Source organism: Pseudomonas typographi, from assembly GCF_014694385.1.
GTDB classification, from domain to species: domain Bacteria; phylum Pseudomonadota; class Gammaproteobacteria; order Pseudomonadales; family Pseudomonadaceae; genus Aquipseudomonas; species Aquipseudomonas typographi.
In genome coordinates this window covers 68615-87250 of the sequence record NZ_JAAOCA010000002.1, presented here as the reverse complement: position 1 = coordinate 87250, position 18636 = coordinate 68615, and the positions used below count along the sequence as shown (strand labels likewise).

Annotated in this window: 19 protein-coding genes and 1 other RNA gene; 5 read left to right on the top strand and 15 right to left on the bottom strand. The window is 62.4% G+C overall.

Annotated elements, in window-relative coordinates:
* Nucleotides 1-5: 5 nt before the first annotated feature.
* From mraY to rsmI, 9 genes are all read right to left on the bottom strand, one after another.
* A complete protein-coding gene (mraY, locus tag HAQ05_RS01725) occupies nt 6-1088 on the bottom strand; it encodes a phospho-N-acetylmuramoyl-pentapeptide-transferase (RefSeq protein WP_190416863.1) in 1083 nt (360 codons plus the stop codon).
* The gene (locus HAQ05_RS01720) at nt 1088-2455 is read right to left on the bottom strand and encodes a UDP-N-acetylmuramoyl-tripeptide--D-alanyl-D-alanine ligase (RefSeq protein ID WP_190416862.1); all 1368 of its coding nucleotides are present in this window, start codon (nt 2453-2455) and stop codon (nt 1088-1090) included. Before HAQ05_RS01720 ends, mraY begins: the two co-directional genes overlap by 1 nt.
* Nucleotides 2448-3911 carry a UDP-N-acetylmuramoyl-L-alanyl-D-glutamate--2,6-diaminopimelate ligase gene (locus HAQ05_RS01715; RefSeq protein ID WP_190416861.1) on the bottom strand — a complete coding sequence of 488 codons (1464 nt, stop codon included), beginning with the start codon at nt 3909-3911 and terminating at the stop codon, nt 2448-2450. The genes HAQ05_RS01720 and HAQ05_RS01715 overlap by 8 nt, the downstream gene beginning before the upstream one ends.
* Nucleotides 3911-5665, bottom strand: a complete 1755-nt coding sequence (locus tag HAQ05_RS01710) for a penicillin-binding transpeptidase domain-containing protein (RefSeq protein WP_190416860.1) — start codon at nt 5663-5665, stop codon at nt 3911-3913. The genes HAQ05_RS01715 and HAQ05_RS01710 overlap by 1 nt, the downstream gene beginning before the upstream one ends.
* Entirely contained in the window at nt 5662-5955 is a 294-nt protein-coding gene (gene ftsL / locus HAQ05_RS01705; RefSeq protein ID WP_190416859.1) for a cell division protein FtsL, read from the bottom strand. The genes HAQ05_RS01710 and ftsL overlap by 4 nt, the downstream gene beginning before the upstream one ends.
* Nucleotides 5952-6899, bottom strand: coding sequence for a 16S rRNA (cytosine(1402)-N(4))-methyltransferase RsmH (gene rsmH / locus HAQ05_RS01700; RefSeq protein ID WP_420825734.1), 948 nt, complete (start codon nt 6897-6899; stop codon nt 5952-5954). Before rsmH ends, ftsL begins: the two co-directional genes overlap by 4 nt.
* Nucleotides 6896-7351, bottom strand: a complete 456-nt coding sequence (gene mraZ, locus HAQ05_RS01695) for a division/cell wall cluster transcriptional repressor MraZ (protein WP_190416858.1) — start codon at nt 7349-7351, stop codon at nt 6896-6898. Before mraZ ends, rsmH begins: the two co-directional genes overlap by 4 nt.
* 307 nt (nt 7352-7658) lie before the next feature.
* An RNA gene (gene rnpB / locus HAQ05_RS01690) (RNase P RNA component class A) lies at nt 7659-8018 on the bottom strand.
* Between the two features lie 35 nt (nt 8019-8053).
* Nucleotides 8054-8965, bottom strand: a complete 912-nt coding sequence (gene rsmI / locus HAQ05_RS01685) for a 16S rRNA (cytidine(1402)-2'-O)-methyltransferase (RefSeq protein WP_190416857.1) — start codon at nt 8963-8965, stop codon at nt 8054-8056.
* Nucleotides 8966-9081: 116 nt separating this feature from the next.
* On the opposite strand from rsmI, the gene HAQ05_RS01680 reads away from it, so the two are divergent.
* From HAQ05_RS01680 to HAQ05_RS01665, 4 genes are read left to right on the top strand one after another with little or no spacing between them, the layout of a single operon-like run.
* On the top strand, nt 9082-10857 hold the full coding sequence (locus HAQ05_RS01680) for a penicillin-binding protein activator (protein WP_190416856.1): 1776 nt from the start codon (nt 9082-9084) through the stop codon (nt 10855-10857).
* On the top strand, nt 10854-11231 hold the full coding sequence (locus tag HAQ05_RS01675) for a YraN family protein (RefSeq protein WP_190416855.1): 378 nt from the start codon (nt 10854-10856) through the stop codon (nt 11229-11231). The genes HAQ05_RS01680 and HAQ05_RS01675 overlap by 4 nt, the downstream gene beginning before the upstream one ends.
* A gap of 54 nt (nt 11232-11285) precedes the next feature.
* Nucleotides 11286-11879, top strand: a complete 594-nt coding sequence (locus HAQ05_RS01670; RefSeq protein WP_190416854.1) for a phosphoheptose isomerase — start codon at nt 11286-11288, stop codon at nt 11877-11879.
* Nucleotides 11876-12454, top strand: coding sequence for a BON domain-containing protein (locus tag HAQ05_RS01665; protein WP_190416853.1), 579 nt, complete (start codon nt 11876-11878; stop codon nt 12452-12454). Before HAQ05_RS01670 ends, HAQ05_RS01665 begins: the two co-directional genes overlap by 4 nt.
* A 126-nt stretch (nt 12455-12580) precedes the next feature.
* On the opposite strand, the gene HAQ05_RS01660 is transcribed toward HAQ05_RS01665, so the two are convergent.
* From HAQ05_RS01660 to rplM, 4 genes are all read right to left on the bottom strand, one after another.
* Nucleotides 12581-13006, bottom strand: a complete 426-nt coding sequence (locus HAQ05_RS01660; RefSeq protein WP_190416852.1) for a ClpXP protease specificity-enhancing factor — start codon at nt 13004-13006, stop codon at nt 12581-12583.
* 16 nt (nt 13007-13022) lie between these two features.
* Complete coding sequence (locus HAQ05_RS01655; RefSeq protein WP_190416851.1) at nt 13023-13640, bottom strand: glutathione S-transferase N-terminal domain-containing protein; 618 nt, start codon at nt 13638-13640, stop codon at nt 13023-13025.
* Nucleotides 13641-13940: 300 nt separating this feature from the next.
* The gene (gene rpsI / locus HAQ05_RS01650) at nt 13941-14333 is read right to left on the bottom strand and encodes a 30S ribosomal protein S9 (RefSeq protein ID WP_190416850.1); all 393 of its coding nucleotides are present in this window, start codon (nt 14331-14333) and stop codon (nt 13941-13943) included.
* A 14-nt stretch (nt 14334-14347) separates the two neighbouring features.
* Nucleotides 14348-14776: a 50S ribosomal protein L13 gene (rplM, locus tag HAQ05_RS01645; protein ID WP_190416849.1), complete on the bottom strand. Its 429-nt coding sequence runs from the start codon at nt 14774-14776 to the stop codon at nt 14348-14350.
* Between the two features lie 292 nt (nt 14777-15068).
* Between rplM and HAQ05_RS01640 the strand changes: the two genes are divergently transcribed.
* Complete coding sequence (locus HAQ05_RS01640; RefSeq protein ID WP_190416848.1) at nt 15069-16073, top strand: GlxA family transcriptional regulator; 1005 nt, start codon at nt 15069-15071, stop codon at nt 16071-16073.
* A gap of 30 nt (nt 16074-16103) precedes the next feature.
* Here the strand turns inward: HAQ05_RS01640 and zapE are convergent, their stop codons facing one another.
* Both zapE and HAQ05_RS01630 read right to left on the bottom strand, forming a co-directional pair.
* Entirely contained in the window at nt 16104-17198 is a 1095-nt protein-coding gene (zapE, locus tag HAQ05_RS01635; protein ID WP_190416847.1) for a cell division protein ZapE, read from the bottom strand.
* A gap of 85 nt (nt 17199-17283) precedes the next feature.
* The gene (locus HAQ05_RS01630; RefSeq protein ID WP_190416846.1) at nt 17284-18630 is read right to left on the bottom strand and encodes a tryptophan--tRNA ligase; all 1347 of its coding nucleotides are present in this window, start codon (nt 18628-18630) and stop codon (nt 17284-17286) included.
* Between the last annotated feature and the right edge of the window lie 6 nt (nt 18631-18636).

The window sequence follows — 18636 nt, the reverse complement described above, 5'->3', positions numbered from 1 at the left end:
TGGGCCTACCTCAGCTTCAACGTGGCAAGGCCGATCAGCACCAAGATCACGGTGATGATCCAGAACCGCACGATCACGCGCGGCTCGGGCCAGCCTTTTAGTTCAAAGTGGTGATGAATCGGCGCCATGCGGAACACGCGCCGCCCGGTCAGCTTGAACGACGCGACCTGGATCACCACCGACAGGGTTTCCATCACGAACACACCGCCCATGATGAACAGCACGATTTCCTGGCGCACGATCACCGCGATGGTGCCCAGCGCGGCACCCAGCGCCAAAGCGCCGACATCGCCCATGAACACCTGCGCCGGGTAGGTGTTGAACCACAAAAAGCCCAGGCCTGCGCCGATCAGCGCGCCGCAGAACACGATCAGCTCGCCCGCGCCCGGTACATAGGGGATCAGCAAGTATTCAGCGAACTTCACGTTACCCGACAGGTAGCAGAAGATGCCCAGTGCGCCGCCGACCATCACGGTGGGCATGATCGCAAGCCCGTCGAGGCCATCGGTGAGGTTGACCGCATTGCTGGAGCCGACGATCACCAAGTACGCCAGCACCACGAAACCGGCGCCCAATGCCAGGCTGGCGTCTTTGAACATGGGGATGATCAGCGTGGTATCCACCGGGCTGTTAGCGGTGAGGTACAAAAACACCGCGGCGCCCAGGCCGAACACCGACTGCCAGAAATACTTCCAGCGGCTGGGTAAGCCGCGGGAGTTCTTTTCAATCACCTTGCGGTAGTCGTCGACCCAACCGACGGCGCCGAACAGCAGCGTGACCACCAGCACCACCCAAACATAGCGGTTGGACAGGTCTGCCCACAACAATGTGCTGATGCCGATGGCCGAAAGGATCAGCGCCCCGCCCATGGTGGGCGTACCGGATTTGGACAGGTGCGACTGCGGCCCATCGTTGCGCACGGCCTGGCCGATCTGGCGGATTTGCAAGGTGCGGATCATCCAAGGCCCGAGCCACAGCGCCAGGACCAACGCGGTCAGTACGCCCAGGATCCCGCGCAGGGTCAGGTACTGGAAGACCGCGAAGCCCTTGTAGAACTGTTGCAGGAATTCGGCCAACAGCAAAAGCATTAATGTTTCTCCCCGCCGGCACCGCACAAGGCCGCCACGACGTGTTCCATCGCAGCGCTGCGTGAGCCTTTGATCAAAATAGTGGTAGCGCCGCCCAATTCGCTGCGCACGGCATCGATCAGGTCGGCTTGATTAGCAAAATGGCGGGCATGGGGGCCGAACGCTTCGACGGCGTTGGCCATCAGCGGGCCAACGGCATACAGCGCGCTGACCTTGCCCCGGGCATAGTCGCCCACCTCGCGGTGGCCAGCGGCGGCCCAGGCGCCCAATTCGCCGATATCTCCGAGCACCAGGACAGTGCGGCCGGAAAAGCCGGCGAGTATATCAACCGCTGCGCACACCGAGGAGGGGTTGGCATTGTAAGTGTCATCGATAACCCGCGCGCCTTCGGCGGTCAGGTGCGCCACGGTGCGGCCCTTCACCGGCTGTACCGCCGCCAAACCCGCGGCGATGGCCGCTAACGGCATACCCATGGCGCTGGCCGCAGCGGCGGCGGCCGTGGCATTCAGTACGTTGTGCCGGCCCAGCAGATTGAGCTGGATACGCACCTGCCCGGCGCTGCACACCAGGTCGAATGCTGGGCACCCGCGTGCATCGGCAGCGACCCGTTCAGCGCGAAAATCGGCGGCGGCCTGGCCCAGGGAAAAACTCAGCACGCGGTGCTCGCCGGCGCGGCTTTTCCATATCGGGAAGGCTTTGTCGTCGAGGTTGAGCACGGCGGTCCCGCCTTGCGCCAGGCCCTCGAGGATCTCGCCCTTGGCTTCGATGATCTTCTCCGGCCCCCCGAACTCCCCTACATGGGCACTGCCAGCGTTGTTGATCACCACCACTTGCGGCCGCGTGAGCCCAACGGTGTAACGAATTTCGCCGATACGGGAAGCCCCCAGCTCGATGACCGCGGCCTGGTGTTCTGGCGCCAGCTCCAGCAAGGTCAATGGCGCACCCAGGTCATTGTTGAGGTTGCCACGGGTGGCCAGTACCGGGCCCCGCTGGCGCAGGATGCTGGCGAGCATTTCCTTGACCGTGGTTTTGCCGCTGGAGCCGGTGATGGCGGCCACCAGCCCGGTGAAGCGTTCCCGATTGATCGCACCCAGGCGCCCCAGGGCCAGGCGGCTGTCGGCCACCACCAACTGAGGCAATGCGGCACCCGGTACTTCATGTTCCACCAAGGCCGCCACGGCGCCCTTTTCGGCGACCTCGGCCAGGTAATCGTGGCCATCGAAACGCGGGCCAGCCAACGCCACGAACAATTGCCCGGCGGTAATGGCACGGCTGTCGATCGACACACCATCAAAGCGGGCATCGCCCCCCACCAGCCGCCCCTGCAGGCGGCCTGCGATTGCGCTCAACGACAAGGTATCAAGCATGGGCCACCTCCCAGGCAGCCAGGGCTTTCTCGGCCTCTTTCACATCGGAAAACGGATGGCGCACGCCGGCGATCTCCTGGTAATCCTCATGGCCTTTGCCGGCGATCACGATCAAGTCACCTGCCTTGGCAGCCGCCACCGCCTGCGCGATAGCCATGCCGCGCCCCGGCACGAAGCGAACAGCCTCGGGGGCCGACAGGCCGGCCCGAATATCATCGAAGATGGCCTGCGGCGCTTCCGTGCGAGGGTTGTCGTCGGTCACCAGCACACGGTCGGCCAGGCGTTCGGCAATGCGGGCCATTTCTGGCCGTTTGCCGCGGTCCCGATCACCGCCACAACCGAACACACACACCAGTTCGCCCTGCGCGTGCGGGCGCATGGCTTCAAGAATTTTTTCCAACGCATCGGGGGTGTGCGAATAATCGATCACCACCCGCGGTAGCCGCCCGCCGCCCACTTGCTGTACGCGCCCTTCGGGGCCGTGGAAACGCGCCACCGCCTGGAGCACGTTATCCAGTGGGTATCCCAGCGCGAACAGCGCGGCGATGGCGGCCAACACGTTGCTCAGGTTGAAGCGCCCCAGCAGTGGGCAACGCAAGTCATATTCGCCCTGCGCGGTTACCAGCCGCGCCCGGATGCCTTGGTCACCAAAGTGGGTATCGCGGCAATAGAAGGTAGCGTCGGGCCGTTCGCAACTGTAGGTGAGCAACCGCGACGCATGGGGCCGCGCGGCCAACTCGCGGCCGAAGCTGTCGTCGAGGTTGATCACCCGGCACCCCAGGCCTTCCCACGCGAATAGCCGGCCCTTGACCTCGCCATAGGCCTGCATGTTGCCGTGGTAGTCGAGGTGGTCGCGGGTGAGGTTGGTGAACACCGCGACGTCAAACGCGAGCGCCGCGACCCGGGCCTGGTCGATGGCATGGGAAGACACTTCCATGGCCACGGCCTGGGCCCCGGCCTTGTGCAGGTCCGCCAGGGTGGCCTGCACGGTGATCGCATCTGGCGTGGTCAACGTGCCCGGGGCGATGGCCCCGACAAACCCGCTGCCCAACGTGCCGAGGGTACCGCAACGCTCGCCCAGTGCATCGAGGCCCTGGGCGATCAATTGGGTGGTGGTGGTCTTGCCGTTGGTACCGGTGACGCCGATCAGCCGTAGCAGGCGGCTGGGCTCTACGTAAAAACGCCCGGCGATGGCAGACAACTGCCCAGCCAGGTGGCGCACCGGAATCAACGGCACGTCGGTCAGCGGCAATACCCTGGCGCCCTCGCTTTCATAAGCGACAGCCGCGGCCCCGTGGGCCAGCGCATCGTCTATATGGTCGCGGCCATCCATACGCGCGCCGGGAACCGCCAGGAACAGGTCGCCCGGCCGCACGGTGCGGCTGTCCAACGCCAATGCGCGAATCAGCGGGTTTTGGCTGGCCTGGGCGAACAGAGCGGTCAGGTGCATGCTCATCAGCCACGCCCTCCCTTCGTCGGCGCGGGCATCGGCGCGGGCGCCGGCGTGTTGCTCGCCTGTTGCTGCGCGGGCTGGAGGTTGTCCGGCGGTATGTTCATCAGGCGCAACGTGCCGGACATCACCTTGCTGAATACGGGTGCCGACACCAGGCCGCCGAAGTAACCGCCTGCGCTGGGCTCATCGATAACCACGACGATGGCGTAACGCGGGTCGCTCATCGGGCCGAAGCCTGCGAACAACGAGCGGTAGGCGTTTTCGGTGTAGCCGCGCGAGCCCACCGTGGCCTTGCGCGCGGTGCCAGACTTGCCGGCCACGTGGTAGCCGGGCACCTGGGCGCGGTATACGCCGCGCGGCGCTTCGATCACCTGCTGGAGCATGCCCTGGATGGTGTCGGCGACGTTCTGCGGAATCACTTGGCGGTTTTCCGGCGGTCGGTCCACCTTGAGGATCGACAGCGGCACGAGCCGGCCATGGTTGGCCAAGGTGGCGTAGGCGTGCACCAGTTGCAGGGCGGTCACTGACAGGCCGTAACCATAAGACAAGGTCGCGGTTTCAGCCTTGTGCCATTCGCGGTGGTTGGGCAGGTTGCCCACGCGCTCGCCCGGGAACCCGAGGCCGGAATATTGACCGAGCCCGACCGACGACATGACCCGGTAAATGTTCTCGCCGCCCACGTCGAAGGCCACCTTGCTCATGCCGACGTTGGAAGAGTTGATCAAGATGCCCGTCAGGTCGAGCACCGGGCCTTCGGACTTGGACACGTCCTTGATGGTGTAGCGGCCCAATTGCAGCGAACCGGGGTATACCTCGACCTTGTCCGAAGGCTTCCAACGCCCGGTTTCCAGCGCGGCGCTCATCGACAGTGGTTTCATGGTAGAGCCAGGTTCGAACACGTCGATGATGGCCCGGTTACGCATCGCCGCGGGGACCATGGTCCGGCGATTGTTGGGGTTGTACGTGGGCATGTTGACCATGGCCAGTACTTCGCCGGTTTTTACGTCCATGATCACCAAGCTGCCGGCCTTGGCCTGTTGCTCTTGGATCGCCTTGCGCAGTTCGCGCGTAGCCAGGTACTGCAGGCGCAAGTCAATGGACAAGGCCAGGGTTTTCCCAGCCTTGGCGTTCTTGGTCACTTGAATGTCGCGGATCAAGTGGCCGCGGCGGTCCTTGAGCACCTGCCGCCGCCCTGGCACGCCGGCCAACCAGTCGTCATAGGCGAGTTCGACGCCCTCGCGGCCGTCGTCGTCGAGGTCGGTGAAGCCGACCATGTGCGCGGTGGTATCGCCGGCCGGGTAGAACCGCCGGAATTCCTCCAGGCTATAGACACCCGGGACCTTCAAATCCATCACGTTCTGGCCCTGCTCAGGCGTAAGGCCGCGCACCAGGTAGATGAACTCTTTGCTGGCGTTGGCTTCCAGGCGCTCGGCCAACTGTGCCGGGTCTTGCCCCAAGGCGCGGGCAAGGTCGGGCCAGCGGTTCTTGTCGCCTTGCATTTCCTTAGGGTTGGCCCACAACGTGCTGACCGGCGTGCTGACCGCCAGCGGTTCGCCGTTACGGTCGGTGACCAGGCCACGGTGGGCCGGGATCGGAATATGCCGCAGGCTGCGCGCATCACCCTGCCCCTTGAGGAAGTCGTCGTCGATCAGTTGCAGGTAAATGATCTGCGCGCTGATGCCCAGTACCATCAGGCCAAGCAAGCCCAGCACCAGGCGAAAACGCCAGGGGAACAATGCCCCGTCCAGCTTCATCACGGCGCCACCATGCGGATTTCGGCCGCATCGGGCACGCGCATCTTCAGTTGCTCGGTGGCCAACGTTTCAATACGGCTGTTGGCGGTCCAGGTGCTTTGCTCGAGAATCAACCGGCCCCATTCGGCCTGGGCCTTGTCGCGTTCGGAAAGCTCGGTGTACAGGGTATTGAGCAACGTGCGGTTAAGGTAGGCGCTGTAGGCCACGGCGATTGCCGTGGCCAACACGGCCGCGAACAGCATCAGCAACAAAGCGGTACCGCCCGGCAGCGGCTTGGTGAGGCGCTTGCTCATCGCAGCTTCTCCGCGACTCGCATGACGGCGCTGCGCGCACGCGGGTTGCTGGCCAGTTCCGCCTCAGAGGCGAACCGGGCCTTGCCCAAGGTTTTGAGTACCGGCTGAAACGGCTCGACTTTCACCGGCAGATTGCGCGGCAGCTTGTCCGCCTCGCCTTTTTCCAGGCGGCGCATGAACAGCTTGACGATGCGGTCTTCCAGCGAATGGAAGCTGATCACCACCAGCCGCCCGCCGATCTCGAGCACCTCGAGCGCCGCCGCCAACCCTGCTTCAAGGTCCGCCAGTTCGTTGTTCACATGAATGCGCAGCCCTTGAAAAGCGCGTGTGGCCGGGTGCTTGTTCTTTTCCCAGGCGGGGTTGGCGTCTTTGAGCACCTGGGCAAGGTCCGCAGTACGCTCGAACGCTTGCTGTTCGCGTCGCTGCACGACGGCGCGAGCCATGCGCTTGGCGAAGCGCTCTTCGCCGTAATCCTTGAACACGCGGGCGATTTCATCCTCGCCGGCCGTGGCCACGAACTGGGCAGCGCTGATGCCCCGGGAAGGGTCCATGCGCATGTCCAACGGCCCATCATTGAGAAAACTGAAGCCGCGCGCCGGGTCGTCCAATTGCGGTGACGACACGCCCAGGTCAAGTAACACGCCGGCGACCTCCCCGGCCACCGCCAATGCGCGCGCTTGCTCGGCCATTTCGGCAAAACTGCGCTGCACAATAACGAAGCGGCCGTCTTCGGCCGCCAGCGCTTGCCCAGTGGCAATGGCTTGGGGGTCTTTATCGAAGCCCAGCAAGCGGCCATCAGGCCCCAATTGCTGGAGTATCAGCCGGCTGTGCCCGCCGCGGCCGAACGTGCCGTCTATATAGCAGCCGCCCACACGCACGGCCAAAGCCTCTACAGCCTCGCCAAGTAATACGGTGATGTGGTTGAAGCCGCTATCGATGCTCACAGGATCAGGTCACGCAGTTCGTCAGGCATGGCGCCAGGTTGTTGAATCGCTTCGAGGTCTGCCGCGCATACCGCGTTCCAGGTGTCCTCGTCCCACAATTGAAACTTGTTCAACTGGCCCACGAGCATCGCTCGCTTGTCCAGCTTGGCGTAATCACGCAAACGCGGTGGCACCAGAAAACGACCACTGCCGTCGAGTTCCAGATCCACCGCGTTACCGATCAACAAACGCTGCAAGCGCTTGACCTCGTCCCGCAAGGACGGCAAGGCGCGCAGCTTGGTTTCGATGACTTCCCATTCGTCGAGAGGGTAAACATTGAGGCAGGGGTCGACGGTGTCGATAGTGATGATCAATTGCCCGGAGCTACGCGAATTCAGCTCGTCGCGATACCGGCTCGGCATAGCGAGACGACCCTTGGCGTCGAGACTGATGGCATTCGCTCCGCGAAACACTATTGAGCTACCCCGATTTGGTTCCTGTTCTGCCCGTTTTTCCCACTTCGTGCCACTTTCTACCACTTGTGCACACTATAGGAACCCATTCCCCGCACCGTCAAGGTGCGTTGGTAAGGAAAACCCTTATAGAACGGTGATTTAGAAACCGAAGCTGTGATTCGAGTGCTATAACGGAGGGGCATTGACCGGTGCAAAGTTTGCAAGTCAATGAAATCCAGGGGAAAGTTAAAGTGACTTCTAAGGTTTAAGATTCTTTTGGTATTAAAAAACCATTTCTGCTATCGAACGAGCAGAAGGAGAGGAGGTGGAGAGTCGATCTGTAAGCCGGGTTCTGTCGAGAACAGTCATTCCTCTACGATGGCCATCACTGGACACCTTTAGCAACCTACCCGGTTCCAGCGCGGGCCACGCCCATGGAACCCTATTTGGTCTTGCTCCGAGTGGGGTTTGCCTTGACCACGAACTGTTACCAGCCGTGCGGTGCGCTCTTACCGCACCTTTTCACCCTTACCGGCGCCGAAGCGCTTAGGCGGTTATTTTCTGTGGCACTTTCCGTAGGCTCGCGCCCCCCAGGCATTACCTGGCACCCTGCCCTATGGAGCCCGGACTTTCCTCCCCCGCCCCCTGCGGAACAAAAGGCGGCAGCGACTGTCCGATCGACTCTCCGAGGGCAAGGTTACCGGATAACCGCCCCCGCCATCAACCGCCAGCCGCGCCCTTGCGCGCCAGCGCGGCTTGATAGAGCGCGTTCTTACGCTCACCGGTGATGCTGGCGGCCAATGCAGCGGCGCGCTTGAGCGGCATTTGCGCAAGCAATAGGTCGAGTACGCGCAGCCCCTCGGCACTAACGGCCTCACCCTCCTCTGCCGCCACATGGCCGGCGACCAACACCACGCACTCGCCGCGTTGCTGGTTCGGGTCTTGCTCGACGAATGCGCACAATTGCTCGAGCGGCAGGCCCTTAAGGGTTTCGAAGGTCTTGGTCAGCTCACGCGCCAACAGTGCCGGGCGCTCGGCACCGAACACCGCCGCCATGTCTTGCAGGCTTTCCAGAATCCGGTGGGGCGCTTCGTAAAAGATCAACGTGCGCGGTTCTTCCCGCAAGGCCTCCAACCGCGAACGGCGCCCCGCGCCCTTCGCCGGTAAAAAGCCTTCGAAGATGAAGCGGTCCGATGCAAGGCCCGCCGCCGACAGCGCGGCGACCAGCGCGCAGGCACCGGGCACGGGGACCACGCGGATGCCGGCCAAGCGGGCGTGGCGCACCAAATGGTAGCCTGGGTCGGAAATCAGTGGTGTACCGGCGTCCGATACCAGCGCTACATCGTCACCGGCCAACAGCCGAGTGACAAAGCGCCCCCCTTCCTCGCGCTCGTTGTGCTCGTGGCAGGCCGCCAGCGGTGTCTGGATGCCGAAATGCTGCAACAGGCGCTGGGAATGGCGAGTGTCTTCGGCCGCAATCAACGCCACGCTCTTGAGCACCCGTAGCGCACGAACGCTCATGTCGTCGAGGTTCCCGATTGGCGTCGCGACAACATAAAGTGTGCCAAAAGTTGAATCTGTAGCATCGGGAACAGTCACAGCACACACCTTGGGGTCCGCAAAAGCAGCCATTGTAGCGCGCCTTCGGGCTTGGCACAGAGGTCGGCGCTTTGCCACCCTCACCATCGCACGCGGGCCGCCCCTTGGTTACAATCCAACGCCAATGCTCTCGTATCAGGAAGATGTACATGACAGGTTGTTTGCGGCCTTTCTGGGCCCTGTGCCTTGCCGTCCTGCTGGCCGCGTGCGCCAGCACTCCTTCATCCAACCTCGGCGAGCTGCCCAAAACACCCGCCGCCAGCGTCGAGCAATTGCTGCAGCAGGCCGCCAGCGCGAGCTCGCCTGAGGACGCCGCGCTGCTGCGCCTATCGGCAGCCGACAAGGCGGCGCAGCAAAACGATCCCGACCGCGCCGGGCAAATACTCGCCCAGGTACCGCTCGACGCGCTCAAACCCGCACAGCAGGTGTTCGCCAGCACGCTGGCCGCCGAGCTGGCCATGGCCCGCAATGACGCCAAGGCCGCCCTCGCCGCCTTGCAGCACCCCAGCCTGCAGCACCTGGGCGAGCTGCCCATGGACCAACAGGTGCGCACCGGCGCGGTACGCGCCCGCGCCCTGGAGGCCGATGGGCAAGCCCTGGCAGCCGCTCGCGAGCGTGCCTATATCGGCCCTATGTTGCCCGCCGACCAGGCCACCGCCAACAACGAAGCGATCTGGGCCTTGGTGGCGGGGCTGCCCGCCGACCAGCTACAACCCAGCGGCGACGACGACCTAGCCGGCTGGCTCAGCCTGGCCGCCATCACTAAAACCGCCGGCACGCTGGAACAACAAAAGGCCGCCATCAGCGCCTGGCAAACGCAGCACCCGAACCATCCGGCGGCCCGCCAGTTGCCCGCGCAACTCACCCAACTGATGGCCCTCACCAATGCGCCGCTGGACAAGATCGCCCTGCTACTGCCACAACAGGGGCCATTGGCCGCCGTGGCCAAGGCCCTGCGTGATGGTTTCATGGCCGCACACTTCCAGGCCCTGCAAAGTGGGCAAAAGGCCCCAGCCATCGAGGTATTTGACAGCTCGCGGGTGAGCAACATCGACGACTTCTATCGCCAAGCCCAGGCGGCAGGCGTTCAATTGGTGGTCGGCCCCTTGGAAAAAAACCTGGTCAAACAGATCAGCACCCGCCCGCAGCTTCCGATCACCACATTGGCGCTTAACTATAGCGATTCGACCCAAGCGGGCCCGGCGCAATTGTTCCAGTTTGGCCTAGCGGCCGAAGACGAGGCCCATGAGGTGGCGCGCCGCGCCCGAGCCGACGGCTATACCCGCGCGGTGGCGCTGGTACCGCGCGGGGAGTTCGGCGAGCGAGTACTGGCGGCCTTCCGCCAGGCCTGGCAAGCCGAGGGCGGCACCTTGGTCGGCTACGACCAAATAGACCAGCCGGTGGCCATGGCCGGGCAAATCGGGCAATTGCTGCAAGTACGCCAAACGGCCGACGGCCAGGGCGGCAGCTATCGGCAGGATGTCGACTTCCTTTACCTGACGGCGACGCCGCAGCAAGCGCAGCAGATCAAGCCGACCCTGAACTATCAGTTCGCTGGCAAGCTACCGGTATACGCCACATCCCATGTGTACAACGCCAGCGGTGACAGCGCGCAGTACAACGACATGGACGGTATCCGCTTCTGCGAAACGCCCTGGCTGCTCAACCCAGGCGACCCGTTGCGCCAGGCCGTCGTCAAGCAGTGGCCGCAGGCGGCCGGCAGCCTTGGCCGGCTGTATGCCATGGGTGCCGACGCCTACGCCCTGGCGCCCCGCCTGGGCCAACTCAAGGCCCTGCCCGCCAATCGCCTGGAGGGCGAATCCGGAAGCCTCAGCGTCAATGCCAACCAACGCATCGAGCGGCAATTGCCTTGGGCCGAATTCAGCAATGGGCAGGTCACCCGCCTGCCGGACACGCTTCGTTGAGTGCACAGGCTCCCTCCAAACGCTCCGGCCGCGAGGCCGAAGCCTACGCCTTGGGCTACCTGCGCCAACAGGGTTTGCAGGTATTGGCGCAGAATTGGCACTGCCGGGGCGGCGAACTCGATCTGGTCATGCTTGATAGCGATACAGTAGTATTCGCCGAAGTACGCTATCGCCAGCATCGGCAATGGGGCGGCGCGCTCGAAAGCATCGATGCGCGCAAACGCCAACGCCTGATTCTCGCCGCACGGCATTTTCTTCATGCGTGCCCGCAGTGGGCCGAACAGCCCTGCCGCTTCGACGTGATAGCCATTGAAGGTAACGATCCGGCCAGGCCTGGCCTGAATTGGGTGAAGCATGCATTCGATAGCGATTGATCGAGCATTACCGCTGCGCCCCTTACCGGGGCGCTTTTTTTCAAGGTTTTTTTGATGGACATGCAATCCCGAATCCGCCGCCTGTTCCAGGCCAGCATCGACACCAAGCTGCAAGCCATGGATGCGCTCGCCCCCCATATCGAGCTCGCCAGCCAAGTCATGGTCAACACCATGCTCAGCGAGGGCAAGGTACTGGCCTGCGGCAACGGTGGCTCTGCCGGCGACGCCCAGCATTTTTCATCAGAAATGCTCAACCGGTTCGAGCGCGAACGCCCCGGCCTGCCCGCCATCGCGCTGACGACCGACACCTCCACATTGACTTCGATCGCCAACGACTACAGCTATAACGAGGTGTTCTCCAAGCAGATCCGCGCACTGGGCCATTCCGGCGACGTGCTGCTGGCCATTTCCACCAGCGGCAACTCGGCCAACGTCATCCAGGCGATCCAGGCTGCCCACGACCGTGACATGACCGTGGTGGCCCTGACCGGGCGCGATGGCGGCGGCATGGCGTCACTGCTGCTACCAGAAGACGTAGAAATCCGGGTGCCCTCGCAGGTCACCGCGCGCATCCAAGAAGTACACCTACTGGCGATCCACTGCCTGTGCGACCTGATCGACAGCCAAATTTTCGGGAGTGAAGAATGACCCCTTGCCGTTTCGGCCTGACCGCCCTGGCTCTCTGCCTTACCCTTGCCGGCTGCAGCTCCGTGCTGACTGCGACCCGCAACGATGGCATTACCGATGACCGTGGTACACGCACCCTGGGTAGCAAGATCGATGATTCGTTAATCGAAACCAAGGTATCGGTAAACATTGCCAAGGCAAGCCCCGACCTCGATGAAGGCTCGCACATCGTGGTCAGCAGCTATAACGGCGTGGTGCTGATCGCCGGCCAAACCCCGCGCGAAGACCTCAAGCAACTGGCCAGCCAAACCGCTAGCCAGGTACAGAAGGTCAAGACAGTGCACAACGAACTGCAGGTGACCCAGCCCTCTTCGCTGCTGGCGCGCAACAACGACGCCTGGCTCACCACCAAGATCAAATCACAGATGTTCGCGGACAGCACCATCCCCGGCAGCCGTATCAAGGTGATCACCGAGAACGGCATCGTTTACCTATTAGGGCTGGTGTCCCAGGACGAAGCCAACCGTGCAGCCAACCTGGTACAGGGTGTAAGCGGCGTTCAGAAAATCGTCAAACTGTTCGAATACATCAACTGAGCCATCGAGGTACCGCTTCACGGTTGATTGCATGCTTTTGCTGTTGGGGCGCCTGGCCCGGCAACCACTGCCACCAGAGTTCACCAGCCGTGGCTGCGAACGGCCGGGAACCCCGTTGGCGTTTTTTCATTTCACCACTTTCAAGCTCGGCTTGCCGTTGGGCCGCGGCGGCTGCGGCGGCTCGGGGCCTTCGTCGTCCGGGCGGGCTTGCTCCTCGGGCTGCTGCTCGTCGCCTTCTAGCGACGGCTCAAGGTCGAACACCATGCCCTGGCCGTTCTCCCGGGCATAGACCCCCATGATTGCCCCTACCGGCACATAGAGGCTATAGGCGACACCCCCGAAGCTGCCCTCGAAGCTGACGGCTTCGTTGTCCATGTGCAAATGGCGCACCGCTGTGGGCGACACATTCAGCACGATCTGCCCATCGCTGGCATAACCTTGTGGAATCTGCACCGCCTTGTGCTCGGCATTGACCAGCATGTGCGGGGTGCAATCGTTGTCGACGATCCACTCATATAGGGCGCGAACCAAATAGGGGCGGCTGGAATTCATAAGGGCTCCTTGGAAACTAGCGCATTTCGCGCTCAGCCACGCTCATGCTGGCCTGGAAGGCCTCGCGGGCAAACTGGCGCTCCATGTAATCGAACAGCGGCTTGGCCGCCCGGGGCAACTCGACACCCATCAGCGGCAAACGCCATAGAATCGGCAACAGGCAGCAATCCACCAAGCTGAAATCCTCGCTGAGAAAGAATGGCTTATCCGCAAACAGCAGCGAAACACCGGCCAGGCTTTCACGTAGCTCCTTGCGTGCCACCGCCTGCTGGGCCTGCGCAGTACGCGGGTCGAGCAGGCTATCGACCAGCGTGCACCAATCGCGCTGAATACGGTGCATAAGCAAGCGGCTGTTGGCCCTTGCCACAGGATAGACCGGCAGTAGCGGCGGGTGCGGGTAACGTTCTTCCAGGTACTCCATCACCACCGTAGGCTCATAAAGGGCCAAGTCGCGATCAACCAGGGTCGGCACGCCGCCATAGGGGTTCACTTCCATCAGCGCCGCCGGCGGGCGGCCCGGGACAATGTCGATGATTTCTGCGCCAACCTGTTTCTCGGCCAGCACGATACGTATGCGGTGAGAATAATGATCGGCGGGGTCGGAGTAACAGGCTAACCGATTGGTCACGCCCATATGGCTCTCCTCGCTTGGACGATAGAAACAAACGCGCCAGCCGGGGCCTGCGCGAGCGGGGGCCCGGCGCCAAGGCACCCGGGGGCGCGCAACAAGGTGCGGATATTACACTATTTGGAGGGCCGATTGGGCTGCCGCCCGTTGCGTGGGCAAGGCCACCCACCCAGCAATGTATGTATTGACCATTACTGCACGAGCATTAGCCCGTGGATGTGGCTGCAGCACAGCGGAATGCCCATGATGGGTGCCCCAAAACAAAGAACCCGGCACAGGCCGGGTTCTTTGCTGACTGCAAGCGAATTAACGCTTGGAGTACTGAGGACGCTTGCGCGCTTTGCGCAGGCCGACCTTTTTACGCTCGACTTCACGCGAGTCGCGGGTGACGTAGCCAGCAGCGCGCAGAGGCTTGCGCAGGGTTTCGTCATAGGCCATCAGAGCACGGGTGATACCGTGGCGAATGGCGCCCGCCTGGCCGCTTACACCACCGCCAACGACGGTAACGTAGATGTCGAATTTCTCGACATTCGAGGTCAGCTCCAGCGGCTGGCGAACGACCATACGAGCGGTCTCGCGGCCGAAGAAGGCGTCCAGCGTGCGGTTATTGATGGAGATCTTGCCAGTGCCCGGACGCAGGAAAACGCGTGCGGTTGCGGTCTTGCGACGGCCAGTGCCGTAGTTTTGAGTCGCCGACATAATGAACTATTCCGTTAAATCTTCAGTTCTTGGGGCTGCTGAGCGGTATGGGGGTGGTTGGTACCCGCATAGACCTTCAGCTTACGGTACATGTCGCGACCCAGCGGGTTCTTCGGCAGCATGCCTTTGACCGCGGTTTCGATAACACGCTCAGGGGCCTTGGCGATCAACTTCTCGAAGTTGATTTCCTTGATACCGCCCGGGAAACCGGAGTGAGAGTAGTACATTTTGTCGGAAGACTTGGCGCCGGTGACACGAACCTGCTCGGCGTTGATCACCACGATATAGTCGCCGGTGTCAACGTGAGGGGTGTATTCGGCCTTGTGCTTGCCGCGCAGGCGACTTGCGATTTCGGTAGCCAGACGACCCAGGGTCTGGCCAGCGGCGTCGACAACGTACCAGTCGCGCTTTACTGTTTCCGGTTTAGCAGTAAACGTTTTCATTCTCTATAGCCTCAGGGGCCGCCCAGCATAAAAAATAGACGGCGGAGCTTACTGAATAGTGCTTGCTTTGACAAGTCAAAGGCAGCCGGATACAGACGCACTTGGGGGCTCGGGTCGTTGCGTCGACATTCGGCTCGTCTACCCGGGGGTGCATCACTTCCGCCCGGAAAGAGCAGGCGGATTATCCAGATTTCAGCGAACTTTTCAAGCCCAACAGGGCTTTCTGGACAAACGCGCCGAAACATAGGACGATTTGGCCGCCTCGTGACCACTATCACCTAACAAGAACAACATGATGCCTACCAATGCCGTTACCTTGCGCCGGGTCTGTATCCTGGCCACCGACAAAGTGTTCGCCTCCACCCTGATGCAGGCCAAGGACTTCTTCCACCTCGCCAGCTTGCGCCATGGCGTGCAATTGGAGCAGGGCCCTACGCCATCGTTCGAAACCCGCCTGGTCAGCCCCGACGGCGAGGCCGTGCAGACCTTCAGCGGCGTCCGCATGGGCGTCGATGGCGCACTGGAAGACGCCGACGTGATCCTGCTGCCGGCGTTCTGGGAAAGCTTCGATGTGTTGCTGCAGCGGTACCCGCAAGTGTTACCTTGGCTCAAGGCGCAACACCAGCGCGGCGCGGTATTGTGCGGCGAGGCCAGCGGGGTGTTCTGGCTGGCCGAAACCGGGTTACTCGACGGCTTCGAAGCCACCACCTACTGGCGTTTCTTCGACACCTTCCGGCAACGCTTTCCCAAAGTGCAGTTGAACCCGGACAAACACCTGACCGACGCCGGCCATGTGTATTGCACCGCCGGCATGACCTCCTCCAGTGACCTGTACATCTACCTGATCGAGCACTTTTGCGGGCTGCGGGTGGCCCAAGGCGTGGCACGCGACATTCTGTTCGAGGTGCAGCGTAACTATTCACCTGGGCGCATGGGCTTCGGCGGGCAGAAACTCCACCAGGACCCGGGCATCCTGCAAATCCAGCAATGGCTGGAAGAGCACTTCGCCGACAAGTTCCGCTTCGAGGATGTGGCCCGTGACCATGGCATGAGCATTCGCAACTTCATGCGCCGCTTCCATGCCGCCACCGGCGATAAGCCGCTGCATTACCTACAGCGGCTGCGGATCGAAACGGCCCGTGGGTTATTGGCAACCACCCGGCGCAGCATCAAGGCCATCAGTTATGAGGTTGGGTACGACGACGCCAGCTTCTTCGCACGGCTGTTTCGCCAACACACGGGCGTCACGCCCAACGTTTACCGGCAACAGCGGATGCCGGAAGCGGCAACGGAGTGACCGCAACACAGCCCAACGCTTGCCATTTTTTTAGGGTTTATGCGGCCGCGACAAATATTCGTGGGACTGCATTTCCAGCAGCCGGCTAAGGGTGCGCTGAAATTCGAAGTTCAGCCGCCCACCGGCGTAGAGGTCTTTGAGTTCGACCTGGGCCGAGATGATCAGCTTCACGTTGCGGTCGTAGAACTCATCGACCATGTTGATGAAGCGCCGGGCAATGTCGTCGGTGGCCACGCTCATCTGCTCGACACCGCTGAGCAGTACCGTTTGATAGAGCTTGCCCAGTTCGATGTAGTCGTTCTGGCTGCGCGGGCCATCGCACAGGGCGCGAAATTCGAACCAAGCCACATCGTCGCAGGTTCGCAGCGAGTGTATTTCCCGGTTCTCGATGATCAACACCTCGTTTTCCACGACCTTTTTCGAGTCGGCGGTCAAGGCGCGAAAGCTCTCGCGCATGCTCTGCTCGGCCGCCGCGTTCAGAGGAAAATGAAACAATTCGGCCTGCTCAAGGTGGCGCAACCGGTAGTCCACGCCGCTATCGACGTTGACCACTTCGGTGTTTTCCTTGATCAGGGCAATCGCCGGCAAAAAGCGCGCGCGTTGCAGGCCGTCCTTGTAGAGGCCGTCGGGGACGATGTTGGAGGTGGCTACCAGGGTCACGCCATGCTTGAACAGTTCTTCCATCAGCGTGCCAAGGATCATCGCGTCGGTGATGTCCGATACGAAGAACTCATCGAAGCAGATGACCCGCGCCTCCTGGGCGAAGCGCTTGGCGATGAGCGTCAGGGGGTTCTTCTCGCCCTTGAGCGTTTTGAGTTCTTCATGTACGCGCTTCATGAAACGGTGGAAGTGCGTGCGGGTTTTTTCCGGGAACGGCAAGGCGTCGAAAAAGGTATCCATCAGGTAGGTTTTACCGCGCCCTACCCCGCCCCAGAAGTACAGGCCCTTGACCGGGGCGCTTTCCTTTTTGCCGAACAGCTTGCCGAGCACGCCGGTTTTGGCCGGTTGCGCGGCGACCAGGTCGTCGTATAGCCGCTGCAGATGACGCACGGCCTGTTCCTGCGCCGCGTCGTGGAAAAAGTCAGGGCGCTTGAGATCAGCTTGATATCGTTCTAGAGGCGTCATATTCGTTAGCAAGGCAACCAAACCGGGCCGTCACTTTAGCGACGGGCCCGGTTTAGCGCAATCTCAGCGGTTGCGCTTCGTCGTTTTAGCCTTGCAGTTGCAGCGCGGAGCGCACCGCATCGATCGCTGCGTCACGCGCCTGTTCATCCACATACGAAGGGCTCGTGGCCACCTGCTCGGCATCGAGCCATAGGCCGAACCCATGACCTTGCGCGCGAATATCCAGGGCCTCGCCCTGCTGCAGGCGCTTGCTCACCGTACCGGCGGCCTTGCCATCGGCAAAGGCGCGCGACAGCAGCAACTGCTCGCCGTCGGCGGCCAGCAGGCGGAAGCGAAAGCCGCCGTCTTCATCACGGAAGCTTACGAAACGAGCGGCCTTGGCGGCTTTTTTCTTCTCCGGCGCAGCAGCCCCAACCTGGGCCTTGAACGAACGCAGGCCCACCGCCTGGCGCAGTTGTTCAAGAAACGGCGTAGCGGTTTTACGCGCCTTGGCAGCACCTGCCTGCAAGATGTCTTCGAGCTCATCGGGCCGGGCGATCAGTTGCTGGTAACGCTCGCGGCCCTCGCCCAGCTCGGCGTCGAGCAGTTCGAACAGCCGCTGCTTGGCCTCGCCCCAGCCCAGCCCATCGAGCAGTTCGGCACGCAACACCGAGGTTTGCGTGGGCGTGGCAAAGGCCGAGTACAGGGTATACAAATGGGCGGTGTCTGGGTCTTTAGCCTCACCGGGCAGGCGCGAGTCGGTCACGATGCGCGCCACTGCCTCTTTGAGTGCCTTGGCGCTGCCGAACAGTGGGATGGTGTTGTCGTAGCTCTTGGACATCTTGCGCCCATCCAGCCCCGGCAGCGTCGCCACGGAGTGCTCGATCAGCGCTTCGGGCAGCACGAAGAAGTCCTTGCCGTTACCGAACAGGTGGTTGAAACGCGCCGCGATGTCGCGGGCCATCTCCACGTGCTGGATCTGGTCACGGCCGACCGGGATCTTGTGGGCGTTGAACATCAAGATATCGGCGGCCATCAGCACCGGGTAGCTGTACAGGCCCATGGTGATACCGGCATCGGGCTCTTCGCCTTGCTCCAGGTTCTTGTCTACCGAGGCTTTATAAGCGTGCGCACGGTTGAGCAGGCCCTTGGCCGCCACGCAAGTGAGCAGCCAGGTGAGCTCAGGGATCTCGGGGATGTCGGACTGCCGATAAAAGGTCACCCGGTCGGCGTCCAGGCCCGCCGCCAGCCAGGTGGCCGCGATCTCCTGGCGTGAACGCATGATCCGCCCAGGGTCGTCGCATTTGATCAGGGCGTGATAGTCGGCCAGGAAATAAAACGAATCGGCGCCGTTTTCGCGGCTGGCGACGATGGCCGGGCGAATGGCGCCGGCGTAGTTACCCAAGTGTGGGGTGCCAGTGGTGGTGATGCCGGTGAGGATACGGGTACGCATGTCAGC

Excerpts from the sequence above, each read along its gene's own strand:
- mraY (WP_190416863.1), bottom strand. The coding sequence starts at position 1,088 with ATGCTTTTGCTGTTGGCCGAATTCCTGCAACAGTTCTACAAGGGCTTC.
- HAQ05_RS01720 (WP_190416862.1), bottom strand. The coding sequence starts at position 2,455 with ATGCTTGATACCTTGTCGTTGAGCGCAATCGCAGGCCGCCTGCAGGGG.
- HAQ05_RS01715 (WP_190416861.1), bottom strand. The coding sequence starts at position 3,911 with ATGAGCATGCACCTGACCGCTCTGTTCGCCCAGGCCAGCCAAAACCCG.
- ftsL (WP_190416859.1), bottom strand. The coding sequence starts at position 5,955 with ATGAGCAAGCGCCTCACCAAGCCGCTGCCGGGCGGTACCGCTTTGTTG.
- rsmI (WP_190416857.1), bottom strand. The coding sequence starts at position 8,965 with ATGGCTGCTTTTGCGGACCCCAAGGTGTGTGCTGTGACTGTTCCCGAT.
- HAQ05_RS01680 (WP_190416856.1), top strand. The coding sequence starts at position 9,082 with ATGACAGGTTGTTTGCGGCCTTTCTGGGCCCTGTGCCTTGCCGTCCTG.
- HAQ05_RS01670 (WP_190416854.1), top strand. The coding sequence starts at position 11,286 with ATGGACATGCAATCCCGAATCCGCCGCCTGTTCCAGGCCAGCATCGAC.
- HAQ05_RS01665 (WP_190416853.1), top strand. The coding sequence starts at position 11,876 with ATGACCCCTTGCCGTTTCGGCCTGACCGCCCTGGCTCTCTGCCTTACC.
- HAQ05_RS01660 (WP_190416852.1), bottom strand. The coding sequence starts at position 13,006 with ATGAATTCCAGCCGCCCCTATTTGGTTCGCGCCCTATATGAGTGGATC.
- HAQ05_RS01655 (WP_190416851.1), bottom strand. The coding sequence starts at position 13,640 with ATGGGCGTGACCAATCGGTTAGCCTGTTACTCCGACCCCGCCGATCAT.
- rpsI (WP_190416850.1), bottom strand. The coding sequence starts at position 14,333 with ATGTCGGCGACTCAAAACTACGGCACTGGCCGTCGCAAGACCGCAACC.
- rplM (WP_190416849.1), bottom strand. The coding sequence starts at position 14,776 with ATGAAAACGTTTACTGCTAAACCGGAAACAGTAAAGCGCGACTGGTAC.
- HAQ05_RS01640 (WP_190416848.1), top strand. The coding sequence starts at position 15,069 with ATGATGCCTACCAATGCCGTTACCTTGCGCCGGGTCTGTATCCTGGCC.
- zapE (WP_190416847.1), bottom strand. The coding sequence starts at position 17,198 with ATGACGCCTCTAGAACGATATCAAGCTGATCTCAAGCGCCCTGACTTT.
- HAQ05_RS01630 (WP_190416846.1), bottom strand. The coding sequence starts at position 18,630 with ATGCGTACCCGTATCCTCACCGGCATCACCACCACTGGCACCCCACAC.